The organism is Arthrobacter sp. TJ-238 (genome assembly GCF_058269215.1).
Window position 1 is genome coordinate 340,797 of the sequence record NZ_JBZCNH010000004.1, and the last position, 13,447, is coordinate 354,243.

14 protein-coding genes are annotated in these 13,447 nt (G+C 70.0%); 5 read left to right on the forward strand and 9 right to left on the reverse strand.

The window, feature by feature from the left end:
• Window positions 1-55: 55 nt before the first annotated feature.
• Both AC4D2O_RS10475 and AC4D2O_RS10480 read right to left on the reverse strand, forming a co-directional pair.
• Window positions 56-844 carry a transporter substrate-binding domain-containing protein gene (locus AC4D2O_RS10475; protein WP_490907031.1) on the reverse strand — a complete coding sequence of 263 codons (789 nt, stop codon included), beginning with the start codon at window positions 842-844 and terminating at the stop codon, window positions 56-58.
• Window positions 845-964: 120 nt separating this feature from the next.
• Entirely contained in the window at window positions 965-2,221 is a 1,257-nt protein-coding gene (locus AC4D2O_RS10480; protein ID WP_490907499.1) for an isochorismate synthase, read from the reverse strand.
• Window positions 2,222-2,416: 195 nt separating this feature from the next.
• Here AC4D2O_RS10480 and AC4D2O_RS10485 point away from each other — a divergent pair, with 195 nt between their 5' ends.
• The 3 genes from AC4D2O_RS10485 to AC4D2O_RS10495 are packed head-to-tail and all read left to right on the forward strand — an operon-like array spanning window position 2,417 to window position 5,596.
• The gene (locus tag AC4D2O_RS10485) at window positions 2,417-3,178 is read left to right on the forward strand and encodes a demethylmenaquinone methyltransferase (RefSeq protein ID WP_490907035.1); all 762 of its coding nucleotides are present in this window, start codon (window positions 2,417-2,419) and stop codon (window positions 3,176-3,178) included.
• A complete protein-coding gene (locus AC4D2O_RS10490) occupies window positions 3,179-4,495 on the forward strand; it encodes a geranylgeranyl reductase family protein (RefSeq protein ID WP_490907037.1) in 1,317 nt (438 codons plus the stop codon).
• Window positions 4,496-4,504: 9 nt separating this feature from the next.
• Window positions 4,505-5,596: a polyprenyl synthetase family protein gene (locus AC4D2O_RS10495; RefSeq protein ID WP_490907040.1), complete on the forward strand. Its 1,092-nt coding sequence runs from the start codon at window positions 4,505-4,507 to the stop codon at window positions 5,594-5,596.
• A 41-nt stretch (window positions 5,597-5,637) separates the two neighbouring features.
• On the opposite strand, the gene AC4D2O_RS10500 is transcribed toward AC4D2O_RS10495, so the two are convergent.
• The 3 genes from AC4D2O_RS10500 to AC4D2O_RS10510 form a co-directional block, all read right to left on the reverse strand.
• Window positions 5,638-6,114, reverse strand: coding sequence for an HIT family protein (locus AC4D2O_RS10500; protein WP_490907042.1), 477 nt, complete (start codon window positions 6,112-6,114; stop codon window positions 5,638-5,640).
• Window positions 6,114-6,539, reverse strand: coding sequence for a hypothetical protein (locus tag AC4D2O_RS10505; RefSeq protein WP_490907044.1), 426 nt, complete (start codon window positions 6,537-6,539; stop codon window positions 6,114-6,116). Before AC4D2O_RS10505 ends, AC4D2O_RS10500 begins: the two co-directional genes overlap by 1 nt.
• Before the next feature lie 64 nt (window positions 6,540-6,603).
• Window positions 6,604-7,236, reverse strand: coding sequence for a trimeric intracellular cation channel family protein (locus tag AC4D2O_RS10510; protein WP_490907047.1), 633 nt, complete (start codon window positions 7,234-7,236; stop codon window positions 6,604-6,606).
• A gap of 162 nt (window positions 7,237-7,398) precedes the next feature.
• Here AC4D2O_RS10510 and AC4D2O_RS10515 point away from each other — a divergent pair, with 162 nt between their 5' ends.
• Window positions 7,399-8,367: an alpha/beta hydrolase gene (locus tag AC4D2O_RS10515; protein WP_490907049.1), complete on the forward strand. Its 969-nt coding sequence runs from the start codon at window positions 7,399-7,401 to the stop codon at window positions 8,365-8,367.
• Between the two features lie 51 nt (window positions 8,368-8,418).
• On the opposite strand, the gene AC4D2O_RS10520 is transcribed toward AC4D2O_RS10515, so the two are convergent.
• From AC4D2O_RS10520 to AC4D2O_RS10530, 3 genes are read right to left on the reverse strand one after another with little or no spacing between them, the layout of a single operon-like run.
• A complete protein-coding gene (locus tag AC4D2O_RS10520) occupies window positions 8,419-8,874 on the reverse strand; it encodes an ATP-binding protein (protein WP_490907054.1) in 456 nt (151 codons plus the stop codon).
• Window positions 8,867-9,079, reverse strand: coding sequence for an STAS domain-containing protein (locus tag AC4D2O_RS10525; protein WP_490907059.1), 213 nt, complete (start codon window positions 9,077-9,079; stop codon window positions 8,867-8,869). The genes AC4D2O_RS10520 and AC4D2O_RS10525 overlap by 8 nt, the downstream gene beginning before the upstream one ends.
• 59 nt (window positions 9,080-9,138) lie before the next feature.
• Complete coding sequence (locus tag AC4D2O_RS10530) at window positions 9,139-10,239, reverse strand: SpoIIE family protein phosphatase (RefSeq protein ID WP_490907063.1); 1,101 nt, start codon at window positions 10,237-10,239, stop codon at window positions 9,139-9,141.
• A 222-nt stretch (window positions 10,240-10,461) separates the two neighbouring features.
• Here AC4D2O_RS10530 and AC4D2O_RS10535 point away from each other — a divergent pair, with 222 nt between their 5' ends.
• Window positions 10,462-12,141 carry a sensor histidine kinase gene (locus AC4D2O_RS10535; RefSeq protein WP_490907066.1) on the forward strand — a complete coding sequence of 560 codons (1,680 nt, stop codon included), beginning with the start codon at window positions 10,462-10,464 and terminating at the stop codon, window positions 12,139-12,141.
• A 39-nt stretch (window positions 12,142-12,180) separates the two neighbouring features.
• Here the strand turns inward: AC4D2O_RS10535 and AC4D2O_RS10540 are convergent, their stop codons facing one another.
• Entirely contained in the window at window positions 12,181-13,443 is a 1,263-nt protein-coding gene (locus AC4D2O_RS10540) for a sensor histidine kinase (protein WP_490907070.1), read from the reverse strand.
• Window positions 13,444-13,447: the final 4 nt, after the last annotated feature.

Sequence of the window (13,447 nt, forward strand, 5' to 3'; positions counted from 1 at the left end):
ACCGGTTCTGCCCTTGGCTCCCCGGGCCGTTTCTCCCCCCGCCGGCCGGGCGGGGCTACTCCGCGAAGTAGGAGTCGTAGATCTCCTGGTACGTGCCGCTGTCGCGCAGGGCCGTGAGCTGCTCGTTGACGGCGGCGACGAGTTCCTCGCTGCCCTCCTTGGCCATGATGAAGCCGTACTGCTCGTCCGTCGGCAGTTCCTCGGCGATCGTGAAGGCGCCGTCCTCGGTGTGGCCGAGGTTCACCGGCAGGTCCTGCAGCAGGGCGTCCACGTTGCCTGCCTGGATGGCGGCGTACATCTCGGCGTCCGAGGGGAACTGGACCAGTTCCGCCTCGGGTGCCTTCTCCGCGGCGTAGGTCGCGCCGGTGGTGCCCTGCTGCACGCCGACCTGCTTACCGGCGAGATCCTCGATCGAGGCGATGTCCGAGTCGGTCGGCACGAGGATGGACTGCAGCGAGTCGTAGTACGGGTCCGAGAACGCCAGGTTCGCCTTGCGCTCCTCGGTGATCGTGACGGCGCTGGCGCCGATGTCGCACTGGCGGGCACCGAGGACGGCACCGCTCTGCAGGCCGTCGAACCCGACGTCCTGGACGGCGAGCTCGAGGCCCATGCCCGAGGCGATCTCCTTCATGAGGTCCATGTCGAACCCGGTGTACTCGCCGTTCTCCTCGTACTCGAAGGGCGGGTAGGGGATGTCCGAGCAGACGGTCAGGGAACCCTCGGACACGAGGTCCAGGCCGCCGGCCTCACCGGAGCCGGCGTCGTCGGACCCTCCACCACATGCGCTCAGGGCAAGGGTGCCGGCGGCCATGGCGGCCAGCATGGCGGATTTCTTGGAAAGCATGGGTTCCTCACTAGGGCAGACGGGATGCAGGTGAAAAATGTCCTGCTGATTCTAACGACGAAAGCAGGATGAGCATCACGGGCTGCGGCCGGTGCCCGTCGGCCACCGTCGCCGCCCGTGTCAGCGGGACAGGCCGAGGGCCTCGATCATGGGGCGGAACTTGCTCCAGGTCTCGGCGAGCTCCGCCTCCGGCTGGGAACCCTCGACAATCCCGCATCCGGCGTACAGCCGCACCCGGGTGGGGGTCTCGACGACGGCGCCGCGCAGGGCGATGCCCCACTCGCCGTTGCCCCCGGCGTCGATCCAGCCCACGGGTCCCGCGTACGGCCCGCGCTGCAGGTGCTCGAGCTCGCGGATGAGTGCGCCGGCCACCGTCGTCGGTGTGCCGCACACAGCGGCCGTGGGGTGCAGCGCCTGGACCAGGGCCAGCGACGTGGGCACCTGCCCGTCCTCGTCCACCGTGAGCTGCGCCATCACGTCGGAGGCCAGGTGCCACACATTGGGCAGCTGGAGGACGAAGGGTTCGCTGTGGGAGGTCATCGAGCTCGTGAACGGCCCGAGCGTCGCGGTGAGGGAGTCGATGGCGATCTGGTGCTCGTGGAGCTGCTTCTCCGAGCCCGCGAGCACGCGGGTCGCGTAGCCGGGGTCGTCCGCGGGAGCACTGGCGCGGTCGAGGGTGCCGGCGAGGACACGCGCCCGCGCCGTGTTGTCCTCCACCTTGATGAGCATCTCCGGTGTCGACCCGATCAGGCCGTCGACGGCGTAGGTCCAGCAGTCCTCGTACCGGACGGCGAGGTCGCGCAGCACCTGCGCCGTCGCGACGGGCGTCTCTAGGTGCGCGACGATGTCGCGGGCCAGCACGAGCTTGCTGAGCTCGCCCGCCTGCACGTGCTCCACGCCCTCGGCGACGGCGACCTTGTACTGGTCCTCGGTGAGGACACCGGGACCGAGCCGGTCGCCCGGCCCGGGGGAGCGGTCGGCGTCGGGCTCCCCGAGGTAGGCGGCGAGGGCGGCCTCGGCCGCCTCGGCGGTGAGCTCCGCCCCGGCGTCGTCGGTGATGAAGGTGAGCCAGCTCATGCCGTCGCTGCAACCGACCACCACCTCGGGGACGATCAGGCGGGACTCGTGCGCGGAGGTCTTCGAGAAGGCGAAGGACCCGAAGGCGATCAGCCCGGACCCGGGGACGGACAGCTCGTCCAGCACCTCGGCGCCGGCGAGTTCGCGGCGCCACCACTCCTGGGCCCGCGTGAAGCGGTCCGGGCCGGTGACGGTGAACCGCGCGGTCTCCCCGTAGGCGACGAGCCCGCTGCCGCGGCGGATCCAGGTGTGGGCGTCGTTGCGGACCACGTATTCGAGGAGGCCCGCCCGGGGGTCCATGGTGCCGCGCGCCACCGTGATGCTGCGGAGGCCGCGGGAGTGTCCGGGCGCAGGCGGCAGCGCGGTGAGGGACGGTGTGCTCATGATGCTTCAAGCGTACTCCGCGGTAACCCGGCGGATCGGTGCGGGTCGGGGTGCGTGCGTCGGGCCACCGGGCAGATTAGGTGCTGTGTCGTTGTTTGAGACAATGGCGAGGTGAACCGTGCATCCCTGGAGAAGCGTCCTGACGAAGTGGCAGCCATGTTCGACGACGTGGCCCCCCGGTACGACGTCGTCAACGACGTCCTGTCGATGGGACAGACGCGCCGCTGGCGGCGCATCGTGGTCGACGCCGTCGGTGCCGAGCCCGGCCAGCGCGTGCTGGATCTCGCGGCCGGTACCGGCACCTCGAGCGAGCCGTACGCGGACGCGGGCATCGACGTCGTCGCCTGCGACTTCTCCCTCGGCATGCTGAAGGTCGGCAAGCGCCGCCGCCCGGACATCGACTTCGTCGCCGGGGATGCGACGGACCTGCCCTTCGCGGACGACTCCTTCGACGCGTCGACCATCTCCTTCGGGCTCCGCAACGTCAACGAGCCCAGGAAGGCGCTCGCCGAGATGCTGCGCGTCACCCGGCCGGGCGGCCGGCTCGTCATCGCCGAGTTCTCGCAACCCACTGTGGCGCTCTGGCGCACCACCTACACCGAGTACCTGATGCGCGCGCTGCCGGCGATCACCCGGAAGGTCAGCTCGAACCCCGACGCCTACGTGTACCTGGCGGAGTCCATCCGCGCGTGGCCGAACCAGGACGAGCTCGCGACCTGGATCGGCGAGGCCGGCTGGGGCGACGTCGCGTACCGCAACCTGAACGGCGGCATCGTCGCCGTCCACCGCGCCACCAAGGCGCCGGCAGCACCCGGCGAGGAACCGCTCCTGCCGGGGCAGGTCCGCCTGCGCCGCACGTCTGCGGCCGCGTAGATGACCGTCCTGATCGTCGGCGCGGGCCCGGCGGGCTCCACCGCGGCGTACTACCTCGCGAGCGCGGGCATCGAGGTCACGGTGCTCGAGAAGACCTGGTTCCCCCGCGAGAAGGTGTGCGGTGACGGGCTGACCCCCCGCGCCACCCGCGAACTCCAGCTCCTCGGCCTGCCGCACGACGAGAACGAGGGATGGCGCCGCACCAGGGGCCTGCGCCTCATCGCGGGCAAGCGCACCGTGGAGGTGCCCTGGCCCGAGCTCAGCGACTTCCCCGACTACGGCCTGGTCCGCACGCGCCTCGGCTTCGACGAGGCCCTGGCGCAGCACGCGCGCGCCGCCGGCGCCACGATCCTCGAGGGCCACTCCGTGACCACCGCGCTGCGCGACGACGCCGGCCGTGTCACAGGGGTGACGGCGAACCTGCTCGACGCCGAGGGTCGGAGGACGGGGGAGACCCGCACCTTCACCTCCGACGTCGTCCTCGCCGCCGACGGCAACTCGACCCGCACCGCGGTCAGCCTCGGGATGCAGAAACGCGACGACCGTCCGCTCGGCGTCGCCGTGCGGACGTACTTCACGAGCCCGCGGACCGACGACGACTGGATGGAAGGGTGGCTCGAGCTGCCGGACGCCACCGGGAGGCCGCTGCCGGGCTACGGCTGGGTGTTCGGGGTGGGCGACGGCACCTCCAACGTCGGCCTCGGCATCCTCAACTCGTCGGCGGAGTTCGGCAAGCTGGACTACAAGCAGGTCCTGCGGGACTGGACCGCGGGGATGCCCCCGGAATGGGGGTTCACGCCCGAGAACCAGGTGGGCGAGATCCGCGGTGCGGCGCTCCCCATGGGCTTCAACCGCACGCCGCACTACAGCCCCGGCCTGCTGCTGCTCGGCGATGCCGGGGGCATGGTGTCGCCGTTCAACGGTGAGGGCATCTCCTACGCGATGGAGTCCGCGCGCTATGCGGCCGAGTTCATCGAACGCGCTCAGGACGTCGGTTCGGCACTGGGACGCGACCAGGTGATGTCCGGCTACGCGCCCCACGTGCGGGCCCAGTGGGGGAGCCACTTCACGCTGGGCCGGGTGTTCGCTCAACTGATCGGCAAGCCCGCCGTCATGTCGCTGGCCCTCCGCACCGGCATGCCCATACCGGTGCTCATGCGGTTCGTGGTGCGGATGCTGGCCAACCTCACCGACGCGGGCGGTCGCGGCTTCGAGGACCGCGTCATCCACCTGCTCGAGTCGCTCGTGCCACCCACGTCCAACCAGCCGTCCCTGGCGGGCTACCTGCGTGCGCAAAGCGCCGCCCCACTTGGTTAGGCTTAGACGGTGACACAATCCTTCAACTCCGGGTGGACCAGCGTGGGCCACGCCAGCGCGCTGGACACCGCGGACGTCCCGGACGCCGGTGCACTGCGCCTGCCTCCCGGTTTCGCCCTCATCGCCGAGGACCCGGAGCTGGGGCCGTCCGTCTCGTCGTGCCTCGCGGAGGTGGAGAAGCAACTCCGCGGCGCCATCGCCAACTCCGATCCCCTCGCCGACGCCACGAGCCGGCACCTCGTGGAGGCCGGCGGGAAGCGCATCCGTCCCCTCCTGACCATCCTCGCGTCCCACCTCGGCAACCCCACCCGCGCCGAGGTGGTGCAGGCGGCCGTCGTCGTCGAGCTGACACACCTCGCCACCCTGTACCACGACGACGTCATGGACTCCGCCCCCTACCGCCGCGGCGCCCCGACGGCGCACGAGGTCTGGGGCAACTCCGTGGCCATCCTCACCGGTGACCTCATCTTCGCCCGGGCATCGATCCTGGTCTCCGAACTCGGCGGCGAAGCCCTCGGCATCCAGGCGCGCACGTTCGAGCGGCTGTGCCTCGGCCAGCTGCACGAGACCGTCGGCCCCCGCGAGGGCCAGGACGACCTCGAGCACTATCTCTCCGTCATCGCGGACAAGACCGGATCCCTCGTGGCCGCGTCCGGGCAGCTCGGCGCGATCTTCGCGGACACCCCGCGGGAGGTCGTCGACGTCATGGTCTCCTACGGCGAGAAGGTCGGCGTCGCCTTCCAGCTCGCCGACGACGTCATCGACGTCACGGGACTCAAGGTGAAGTCCGGCAAGACCCCCGGCACCGATCTCCGGGAGGGCGTGCCCACCCTGCCGGTCATCCTGCTCCGCCGTGCCGCAGCCGCCGGCGACCTCTCGGCAGCCGACGTCGTCGCGCTGGTGGACGGCGACCTCTCCTCCGACGAGGCCCTGGCCGAGGCTGTCGCCGCGGTCCGCTCGCACCCGCAGACGCAGGAGGCGTGGGCCGTGGCGCAGCGGTGGGCGGACGACGCCGTGGCCGCCCTCGGTCCGCTGCCGGACAGCGTCGTGAAGCGGGCGCTGGCCAGTTTCGCGCAGGCCGTGGTCAGCAGGGACGTCTAGTTCCGCCCGGTGCTGCAGCACGGCCGGCGGGACCCGCAGGGCTACCGGGCCGGAAGGAACGCCCTCAGCTCGTCGGCCTTCCGCGCCCTCACCGCCGGGTCCACGACGGGTCGCTTCGGCGTGAAGTAGAAGCCGTCGTCGTGCCAGCGCGGCAGGACGTGCTGGTGGTAGTGCCAGACGTGCTGGCTGCCCGCCGGCTCGTTGTGCTGGCGCGTCGAGACGCCGTCCGGAGTCCACGCGAGCTTGATCGCGATCGCGATGTCCCGGGTGAGGGTCATGATGCGGGCGGCGACGTCGTCGGGCAGTTCGTACAGCAGCTCCACGTGCTCGCGGGGGGTGATGAGCACGTGGCCGGGGTTCGGCTCGAAGCCGTGCGAGGCGATGAAGGCCAGCACGAGGTCGTCGGAGTGGATGACGTCGCCCGGGCGGCAGAGGTTCCCGGGATTGCTGAAGTCACCGCGCGCCAGGTCGCAGAAGGGACACCGGTAGCTCTCGGGCGCGTGGTGGGCGAACTCCATCAGTTGTCCTCGTCCTCCTCGAAGACCCACTCGAAGAGGTCGAGCACGTACTCGCTGAAGGTCCCCTCCTCGCTCTGCCACTCACCGCGCGCGTTGTTGCGCCGCCACACGATCGGGTCCGGGACATCGAGCTGGTCGGCCTTCATGCCCCACGTGAACTGCTCGTCCTCGTCCTCGAGGAAGAGCAGGTAGCCGTCCTCGATCTCGAGCTCGTCCGGGTCCCAAAAGAAGTGGAACGCCTCCATGATGTCCTCGGTGGCGCCGACCGCACGGTAGAACTCGTGCAGGGCGAGCGGGAGGCGGAAGTCCTTGCCCTCGAGCAGCTCGGCGAGCTCGTCCTCGGACAGACCGTCCTCCTCGACCCACTCGTCCTCGAAGTAGGAAGGCACCAGGGCGCGGAATTTGTCGGAAAACAGCTCAGTCACTAGTACTCCAAGAGAGGTGGTGGGGGATGCTCTCATCCTAGCCCGGCGGGTCGGGGGGCGCGGGCTACTTTCGACCCGCCGGAGTCCTCGCCGCCAGCGGTGCATGCCAGCCGTACCGCCAGGCGAAGACGCGCAGGGAGAACACGAGCGACGCCGCGACGGTCCCCGTGACGAGGGTGAAGGACCCCGTCAGGTACAGCACGGTGACGATGCTGGCGCCCAGCATCGCGGGGAGGGCGTAGATGTCCCGCGGGTCGAAGAGCTGCGGGATCTCGTTCGCCACGACGTCGCGCAGCAGTCCTCCGCCAACGGCGGTGGTGACGCCCAGCAGGATGGCCGACACCGGGTGCAGCCCCGCGTCGAGGGCCTTCACGGTCCCGGTGATGCAGAACAGCGCGAGGCCGGCGGCATCGAAGAGGACCAGGACCCGCTTGACGCGTTCGACGCCGGAGACGACGAAGTAGACCAGCACGGTGGCGAGCAGCGGAGGCAGCAGGTACACCGGCTCGGTGAAGGCCGCCGGCGGGACGTCGATGATGAGGTCACGGGCCACTCCTCCGCCCAGCGACGCGAGGGAGGCGAGGAGGAGGGACCCGACGAGGTCGAAGCCCTTCCGTGCGGCCAGGAGCGAGCCCGAGACGGCGAAGAAGAAGACGCCGAGGAGGTCGGCGGCCAGGGCGATGTGTGAGGTATCCATGTCTTCCTTCGGCGGAACGGTGCTGCAGCGGCCGGATGCGCGCGTCGGTCGGCCGGCCGCGCCACAGGGCACTGACCAGCATGACAGAGGCGGCGATCCGCCCGGTGCCGGTCGTGCGGATCCACCGGCGGCGACGGGATGCCCGGGACTAGGCTGGCCTCCATGACCAGCGCACACGCAGCAGGGACCGACACCGTCGAACCGAGTGCACAGGACGGCTCCCGGGCCATGCGCGTCGCGTCCCGGCTGATCGGCGTCCTGCCGACCAAGAGGAACCTCAGCGGCACGGACTGGGTCGACGCCAGGTACCCGGGCCGCACGTACCCCTCGGTGGCGGCCATCCCGTGGACGTTCAAGCAGACGCACACCATCCAGGAGAAGCGGATCGACGGGGTCCGCACCATCACCGTCCGGCCACTGCTGGGAGCGACGCGTTCGCACATCATCTACACGCACGGCGGCATCTACATCAACGAGCTCGGGCGCCCGCACTGGTGGATCATCGCCGAACTCACCAAGCGCACCGGCGCCGCGGTCACCGTGCCCCTCTACCGCCTGGCGCCCGAGAGCACCTATCGGGAGGCGTTCCCCTACCTCGTCTCGGTCTACCGGGAGGTCCTCGCGACGGCGGAGCCCGACGACGTCACGCTGATGGGCGATTCTGCCGGCGGAGCACTCGCCATCGCGCAGTCCTGGGCCTTCCGCGACGCGGGACTGCCCGCACCCGGCCGCGTGGTCGCCTTCTCCCCGTGGCTCGACGTCACGGGCACCAACCCGGAGATCCCGAAGTACGACGCCGTGGACCCCATGCTCTCGGTGCCCGGCGGGGTCCGGGCGGGCCTGTGGTGGTCCGACGGCGACGATCCGAGGACGCCCCTGGTGAGCCCGGCCTGCGCACCCGAGGACCTGCTGGCCGCGGTACCCGTCACGCGCATCTACCAGGGCACACGGGACGTCTGCATGGCGGACGCGGTGGTGTTCCGGGACCGGGCCGTGGCTGCAGGGGCGGATGTCACCCTGAAGGTCTACCCGGGCGGTTTCCACGTGTTCCCCGCGTTCCCGCGCCTGCCGGAGTCCAGGGAGGTCTACGCGGATATCGAGGCGTTCCTCGGGCGACCGGCGCTGCCCTAGGCGCCGCAGCCCCCCGAGGCACGCCTCAGGGGCAGTGCAACCGGGTCGCGGTCAGGTTGAGCCTGAGTCCCGGGACAGGACCCAGACATTGGTGTCGTCCTGGCGTTCGACGGTGACGGTGGTGACGAGTGCACGGATCATGGCGAGCCCCCGGCCTGATTCGTCGTCCTGCAGTGTGCCGTCATCAGGGAAGGCCGGCCCCGAAGGCGGGTCGAGGTCGGGGAGCGGGTCGATCGGTTCGGCGCCGATCTCACTGATCACGGCACTCAGCCGCCCGGTGCAGACGGTGAGGTCGACGCCGAGGACCAGGGTGGCCCCCTGGGCGGGGACACCGTGCTGTACAACGTTGCTGGCGGCCTCGATCACCGCCGTGGTGAACGCCATCTGGTCGAGTGCCGGGACGAAGGCCGCGTCGGTCCAGAGCTGGTCGAGGATGCCGTGGAGTTCTTCGATGGACTCCTCGGTGGCGGGCTCCTCGAGGGTGCGCTGTGCCAGGATGTCATTCATTGAGGAAGGCCTCCTCGGGAGTGGGGTGCGGCGTCAGTACCCGGTGCATGCTGGTCAATTCCAGCACCATGGTGACCTGTGGCTGGACGGCGGCGATGCGCAGATCGCCGCCGGACTGCCGTACCCTGGGTGCAGCGACCATGTTCAGGCGGCCGGTGACCGCTACCTCCGTGTAGCGTCCCTTGTCCTGTGTGGTGAACTCCATGTCCATCTCCTCTTCCGATGGGTCTCCGGGTCAGCGGGCGACGGCGCCGGGCCTCGGGGTCAGATCGTGGAACGCCTCAGGATGACGACGGTGACGTCATCGGCGACCTCCGGGACATCGGCCAGGTCCAGCAGCGCTGCGCAGGCGGCCTCGGCGCTGGAGGCCGCCGTCACCACGCCCGCCACCGCCGCCGTGAACTGTTCGACCGTCTCGTAGATGTCCAGCAGCCCGTCGCTGACGATGGCCAGATGGTCACCGGATCCGAGCTGGACCACCCCTGCACGCCATGTCTGATCAGGCCATGCTCCGACCGGCGGCCCGGCCGAGGGGAGCCGCGTCGCACTCCCGTCCGCTGCGACGTGCAGCGCGAGTCCGTGGCCCGCATCGACGTAGTCGACGACACCGGTCGCCGCATCGAGGCGGCCATGGAAGAGCGTCACGAAGGACTTCGTCTGTTCGAGATCGGCTTCCGTTGCGCGAGCTGCTGTGGCGAACGCGGTCTCGATGCCCGGCTGCCTCGCGACGGACCGGAGGGTTGCCCGCACCGTCGCCGCGACCAGTGCTGCCCCCATGCCTTTGCCCATGGCGTCGGCGACCGTCAGGTGCAACCCATCCTGAGTGCTGTACCAGTCGTAGAAGTCCCCACCGACGCTTCTCGATGGCCGGAACCGCCCCGCGAGCTCGTAGTCCCGGAGCGTGAGATTGTCGCGGGGAAGCAGATTCTGCTGCACCTCCGCGGCCCGCAGCCGATCATCGGCATTGGCGATGTCCGCCGCGGCTTGCCGGCTCTGGCGGCGGAACAGCGTATTCACGCGAGCCACGAGCTCCCGCGGGCTGAACGGCTTGAGGATGTAGTCGTCCGCACCGGTCTCGAGACCCGTGAGGCGCTCGATCTCGTCGGTGCGCGCCGTGATCATGAGGATGTACGCATCGGAGAAGGTGCGCACCTCTCGGCAGAGGTCCACGCCATCGCCGTCCGGGAGGTTGAGGTCGAGCGTGATGAGGTCGGTACCGGCCCGGGCCTTCTCCAGACCCTCGCGCGCAGTCGCCGCCTCACTCACCTGGAAGCCCTCCCGCTTGAGGACCTGGACGAGCAACCCCCGGATATCGCCGTCATCCTCGACGACCAGTGCGCGGCGAACCTGAGGGGCGACAGTCATGATGCTCATTAAACGCTACGCGGCAGCATGCTCCGGACCGGTGACGATCCGCAGCCGGAACCACCCATCCGTTGCGCTGAACTTGATGGGATCTTGAGGGGCGAAGTGCTGCTTCCCCCCGGAAGCAAGGGGCTACCGCGTTATCCTGAGGCTGGGGGCCGGGGCTCGCAGCCCGTCAGGCAGGGGCGGAGCAACTCGACGATCGACAGGGAAGGCCGGGGAATGGACAAGGTGCTCTCCTATCTGACGCTCAACACCCGGCAGTTCCACGAGCTGACCCTCCGCATGCGCGTCATCCTCAGCCAGCTCCCGCTCTCACTCACGGTGCTGCTGGTCCTGGCGGGCGGCCTCATGTTCCACCGCGACCTCTTCGCGAGCCAGGCCTTCCTCATCGGCGTGGGCCTGCAGGCCGTACTGCTCGTGCTGTGCGTCGCCGTGCCGTGGGACCGCCTCCCGCACGCGACCTTCCTGGTCATCCCGCTGCTCGATTTCATCCCCATCGGCTTCATGCGCTACGGCGCGGGAACCGTCATCACCGGCGTGGGGCTCCTCACCGTGTTCCCGATCATCTGGCTCGCCGCGTCCGGCCTGTTCCCGCGCGCAGCCCTCACGGCCGGTTTCCTGGGCGCGCTGGGCGTCGTGTGGGTGCCGGTCTTCTTGACCTCCGCCGAGGTCAACTCCCAGTCCCTCACGCAGTCCTTCCTGCTGCCCTTCATCATGCTCGCCGTCGGCGTGACCATCCGCGTGATGACCGCGAGCATGATGGCCCAGCAGGCGATGGTCGAGGAGAAGGACCGCGCTCTGCAGGGGCTCCTCGAGGACAGCGCCCGCCGGGAGCGGCTGCTCGATACCGTGGTCAACAGCGTGGACATCGGACTGATGGCGCTCGACGAGACGGGCCGGACCGTCCTCGGCAACCGCAAGCTCGAGCAGCTCCGCACGCTCGCGGGTGGTGCCGGCGGGACCGCGGAGGAGGACCTGCGCATCTACCAGCAGGACGGCCGGACGGCCGTGCCCGCGGCACGGCGACCCGCACGGCGGGCGGCCGAGGGCCACGTGTTCTCCGACTACCTCCTGTGGTGGGGGGAACAGCCCGGCCAGCGCGTGCTCTCGACGTCGTCGCGCCTGATGACCAACCAGGCCGGCACCCGGGAGGGATCCGTGGTGACGTTCAACGACGTCACCGAACTGGTCACCGCACTCAACGCGAAGGACGAGTTCGTGGCGACGGTGTCCCACGAACTGCGGACGCCCCTCACCGCGATCAGGGGCTATCTCGAGCTGCTGACCACCATGCCGGACCTCGAGCCCGCGGTCGCGTCCGGCCTCGAGGTGGTGTCACGCAATTCCGAGCGCCTGCACAAGCTCGTGGTGGACCTGCTGTCCACCGCGGAGGGCACGCCCGAGATCACCCCGGTGCCCACCGACTTCTCCGACCTGGTGGGCCGGCGGATCGCGACGGCGCAGGAGGGCAACAGCAACCCCCTGGTGCGGTTCGAGGACCGCACGGAGCCCGGCCTCGTCGCCCTGTGCGATGCCTCCAGCATCGGCCAGGTGCTGGACAACCTGCTCTCGAACGCCATCAAGTACTCACCGGGCGGAGGGCGCGTGACGGTCAGTGCCGCCGAGGTCGACGGCGAGGTGGAGTGCAGCGTCACGGACGAGGGCAGCGGCATGTCCCCCGAGGAGCTGAAGGGCGTGTTCTCTAAGTTCTTCCGCACGTCAGGCGCCCGCAACGCGGCCATCCCCGGTGTCGGCCTCGGGCTCGCCATCTCCAAGGCGATCGTCGAACGGCACGGCGGAGCCATCACGTGCCGGAGCATCGAGGGCGCCGGGTCGACCTTCACGTTCCGGCTGCCGCTCGCGCACATCGGGCAGGACCAGCAGCTCCAGGCACAGTAGCGACGCCGCCGCCCGGGCCCAGCTCGGGGTCGGGGGCGGTCAGGACGGCCGATCCGGCAGGGTGACCGGTCCGAGATCCACCGCGACCGTGGTCCCGCCGCCCGGCGTCTCCGACACGGTGATGGACCCGTCATGGGCATCCGCGATCCGGGCGCACGTCGCGAGCCCGATCCCGTTGCCGGCGGGGTCCCCGTCGCGGTGCAGTCGCACCAGCGGCTCGAGCACCCGCCGGCGGTCGGCAGGGTCGATCCCCTTGCCGTGGTCGATGACCCGCAGCACCTGGGTCTCGCCGACACTCGCCACGACCTCGACGCGTGGGGGAACGCCCGGCGTGGAGTACTTGATCGCATTCGAGACGAGGTTCTGCAGGAGAGCGGTGACCTGCGCCCGGTCCACCTGCAGCTGGGCGTCCTGCACCGAGATGACGGCGTCGGACGCGCTGCTGAGCGGCAGGACGTCCTGCAGGACGGCGTTCATGACGGTGCTGAGGCGGACCGTGCTGCGGCTGATCGACCCGCCGATGCGGGAGAACTCGAGGACGTCCTCCACCGTGGCGAGCATCCGGGTGGCACTGCCGCGGATGATGCTCAGGTAGCGGGCCGCCGGTCCGGAGGACTCGACGGCGGCGTCCAGCTCACCGAGCTCGGTGTACCCGAGGATCGCCGTCAGCGGGTTCTTCAGGTCGTGGCTCACGCGCGCGGCGAAGCCTGCGAGGTCCTCGTTGCTGCGCCGCACCACCTCGAGGGCCTCCACGAGCTGCCGCGTGGTGAACTGCAGCTCGAGCACCTCCACGACCTGCCGGGCGAGGATCTCGAGGCCCTCCCGCTGTTCGACGTCGAGCTCGGACACCACGGCGGAGAAGACGCACAGCGACCCGAGGGCGTACCCCTCGTGCGTGACGAGGGGTACCGAGGCGTAGGACCGCACCTTGGCGATGCCGCCGTTGACGAAGGGGTTGTCGGCGAAGCGGGGATCACGGGACGCGTCGGCGAGCGCGGTGATGGATCCCGAGGTGAAGACCTTCGAGCACATGGAATCGTCCCGCGAGCACACCGCGGGGTCCACGCCGACGGCGGCGATCTGGTGCTGCTGGTCCGCGGTGATGATGTTGATGACACCCGCGTCCATCCCGCTCATGCGCACGGCGAGCCTGACCAGGCCCAGGAGTTCGGGGGGTGTCTCGTACTCCAGCCGGTCCACCGGGGTGCGGTCGGTCTCGCCGTAGGGGAGGCGGTACTCCTGCAGGATCGCCTGGCGGGCGAGCTCCTGCAACTCCACATCGTCGGCAGACAGCAGTGACATGAGA

What these genes read in the sequence shown, in the direction of transcription:
- AC4D2O_RS10475 (WP_490907031.1), bottom strand. Translation starts at nt 844, where the DNA reads ATGCTTTCCAAGAAATCCGCCATGCTGGCCGCCATGGCCGCCGGCACC.
- AC4D2O_RS10480 (WP_490907499.1), bottom strand. Translation starts at nt 2,221, where the DNA reads ATGGACCCCCGGGCGGGCCTCCTCGAATACGTGGTCCGCAACGACGCC.
- AC4D2O_RS10490 (WP_490907037.1), top strand. Translation starts at nt 3,179, where the DNA reads ATGACCGTCCTGATCGTCGGCGCGGGCCCGGCGGGCTCCACCGCGGCG.
- AC4D2O_RS10500 (WP_490907042.1), bottom strand. Translation starts at nt 6,114, where the DNA reads ATGGAGTTCGCCCACCACGCGCCCGAGAGCTACCGGTGTCCCTTCTGC.
- AC4D2O_RS10510 (WP_490907047.1), bottom strand. Translation starts at nt 7,236, where the DNA reads ATGGATACCTCACACATCGCCCTGGCCGCCGACCTCCTCGGCGTCTTC.
- AC4D2O_RS10515 (WP_490907049.1), top strand. Translation starts at nt 7,399, where the DNA reads ATGACCAGCGCACACGCAGCAGGGACCGACACCGTCGAACCGAGTGCA.
- AC4D2O_RS10520 (WP_490907054.1), bottom strand. Translation starts at nt 8,874, where the DNA reads ATGAATGACATCCTGGCACAGCGCACCCTCGAGGAGCCCGCCACCGAG.
- AC4D2O_RS10525 (WP_490907059.1), bottom strand. Translation starts at nt 9,079, where the DNA reads ATGGAGTTCACCACACAGGACAAGGGACGCTACACGGAGGTAGCGGTC.
- AC4D2O_RS10530 (WP_490907063.1), bottom strand. Translation starts at nt 10,239, where the DNA reads ATGACTGTCGCCCCTCAGGTTCGCCGCGCACTGGTCGTCGAGGATGAC.
- AC4D2O_RS10535 (WP_490907066.1), top strand. Translation starts at nt 10,462, where the DNA reads ATGGACAAGGTGCTCTCCTATCTGACGCTCAACACCCGGCAGTTCCAC.
- AC4D2O_RS10540 (WP_490907070.1), bottom strand. Translation starts at nt 13,443, where the DNA reads ATGTCACTGCTGTCTGCCGACGATGTGGAGTTGCAGGAGCTCGCCCGC.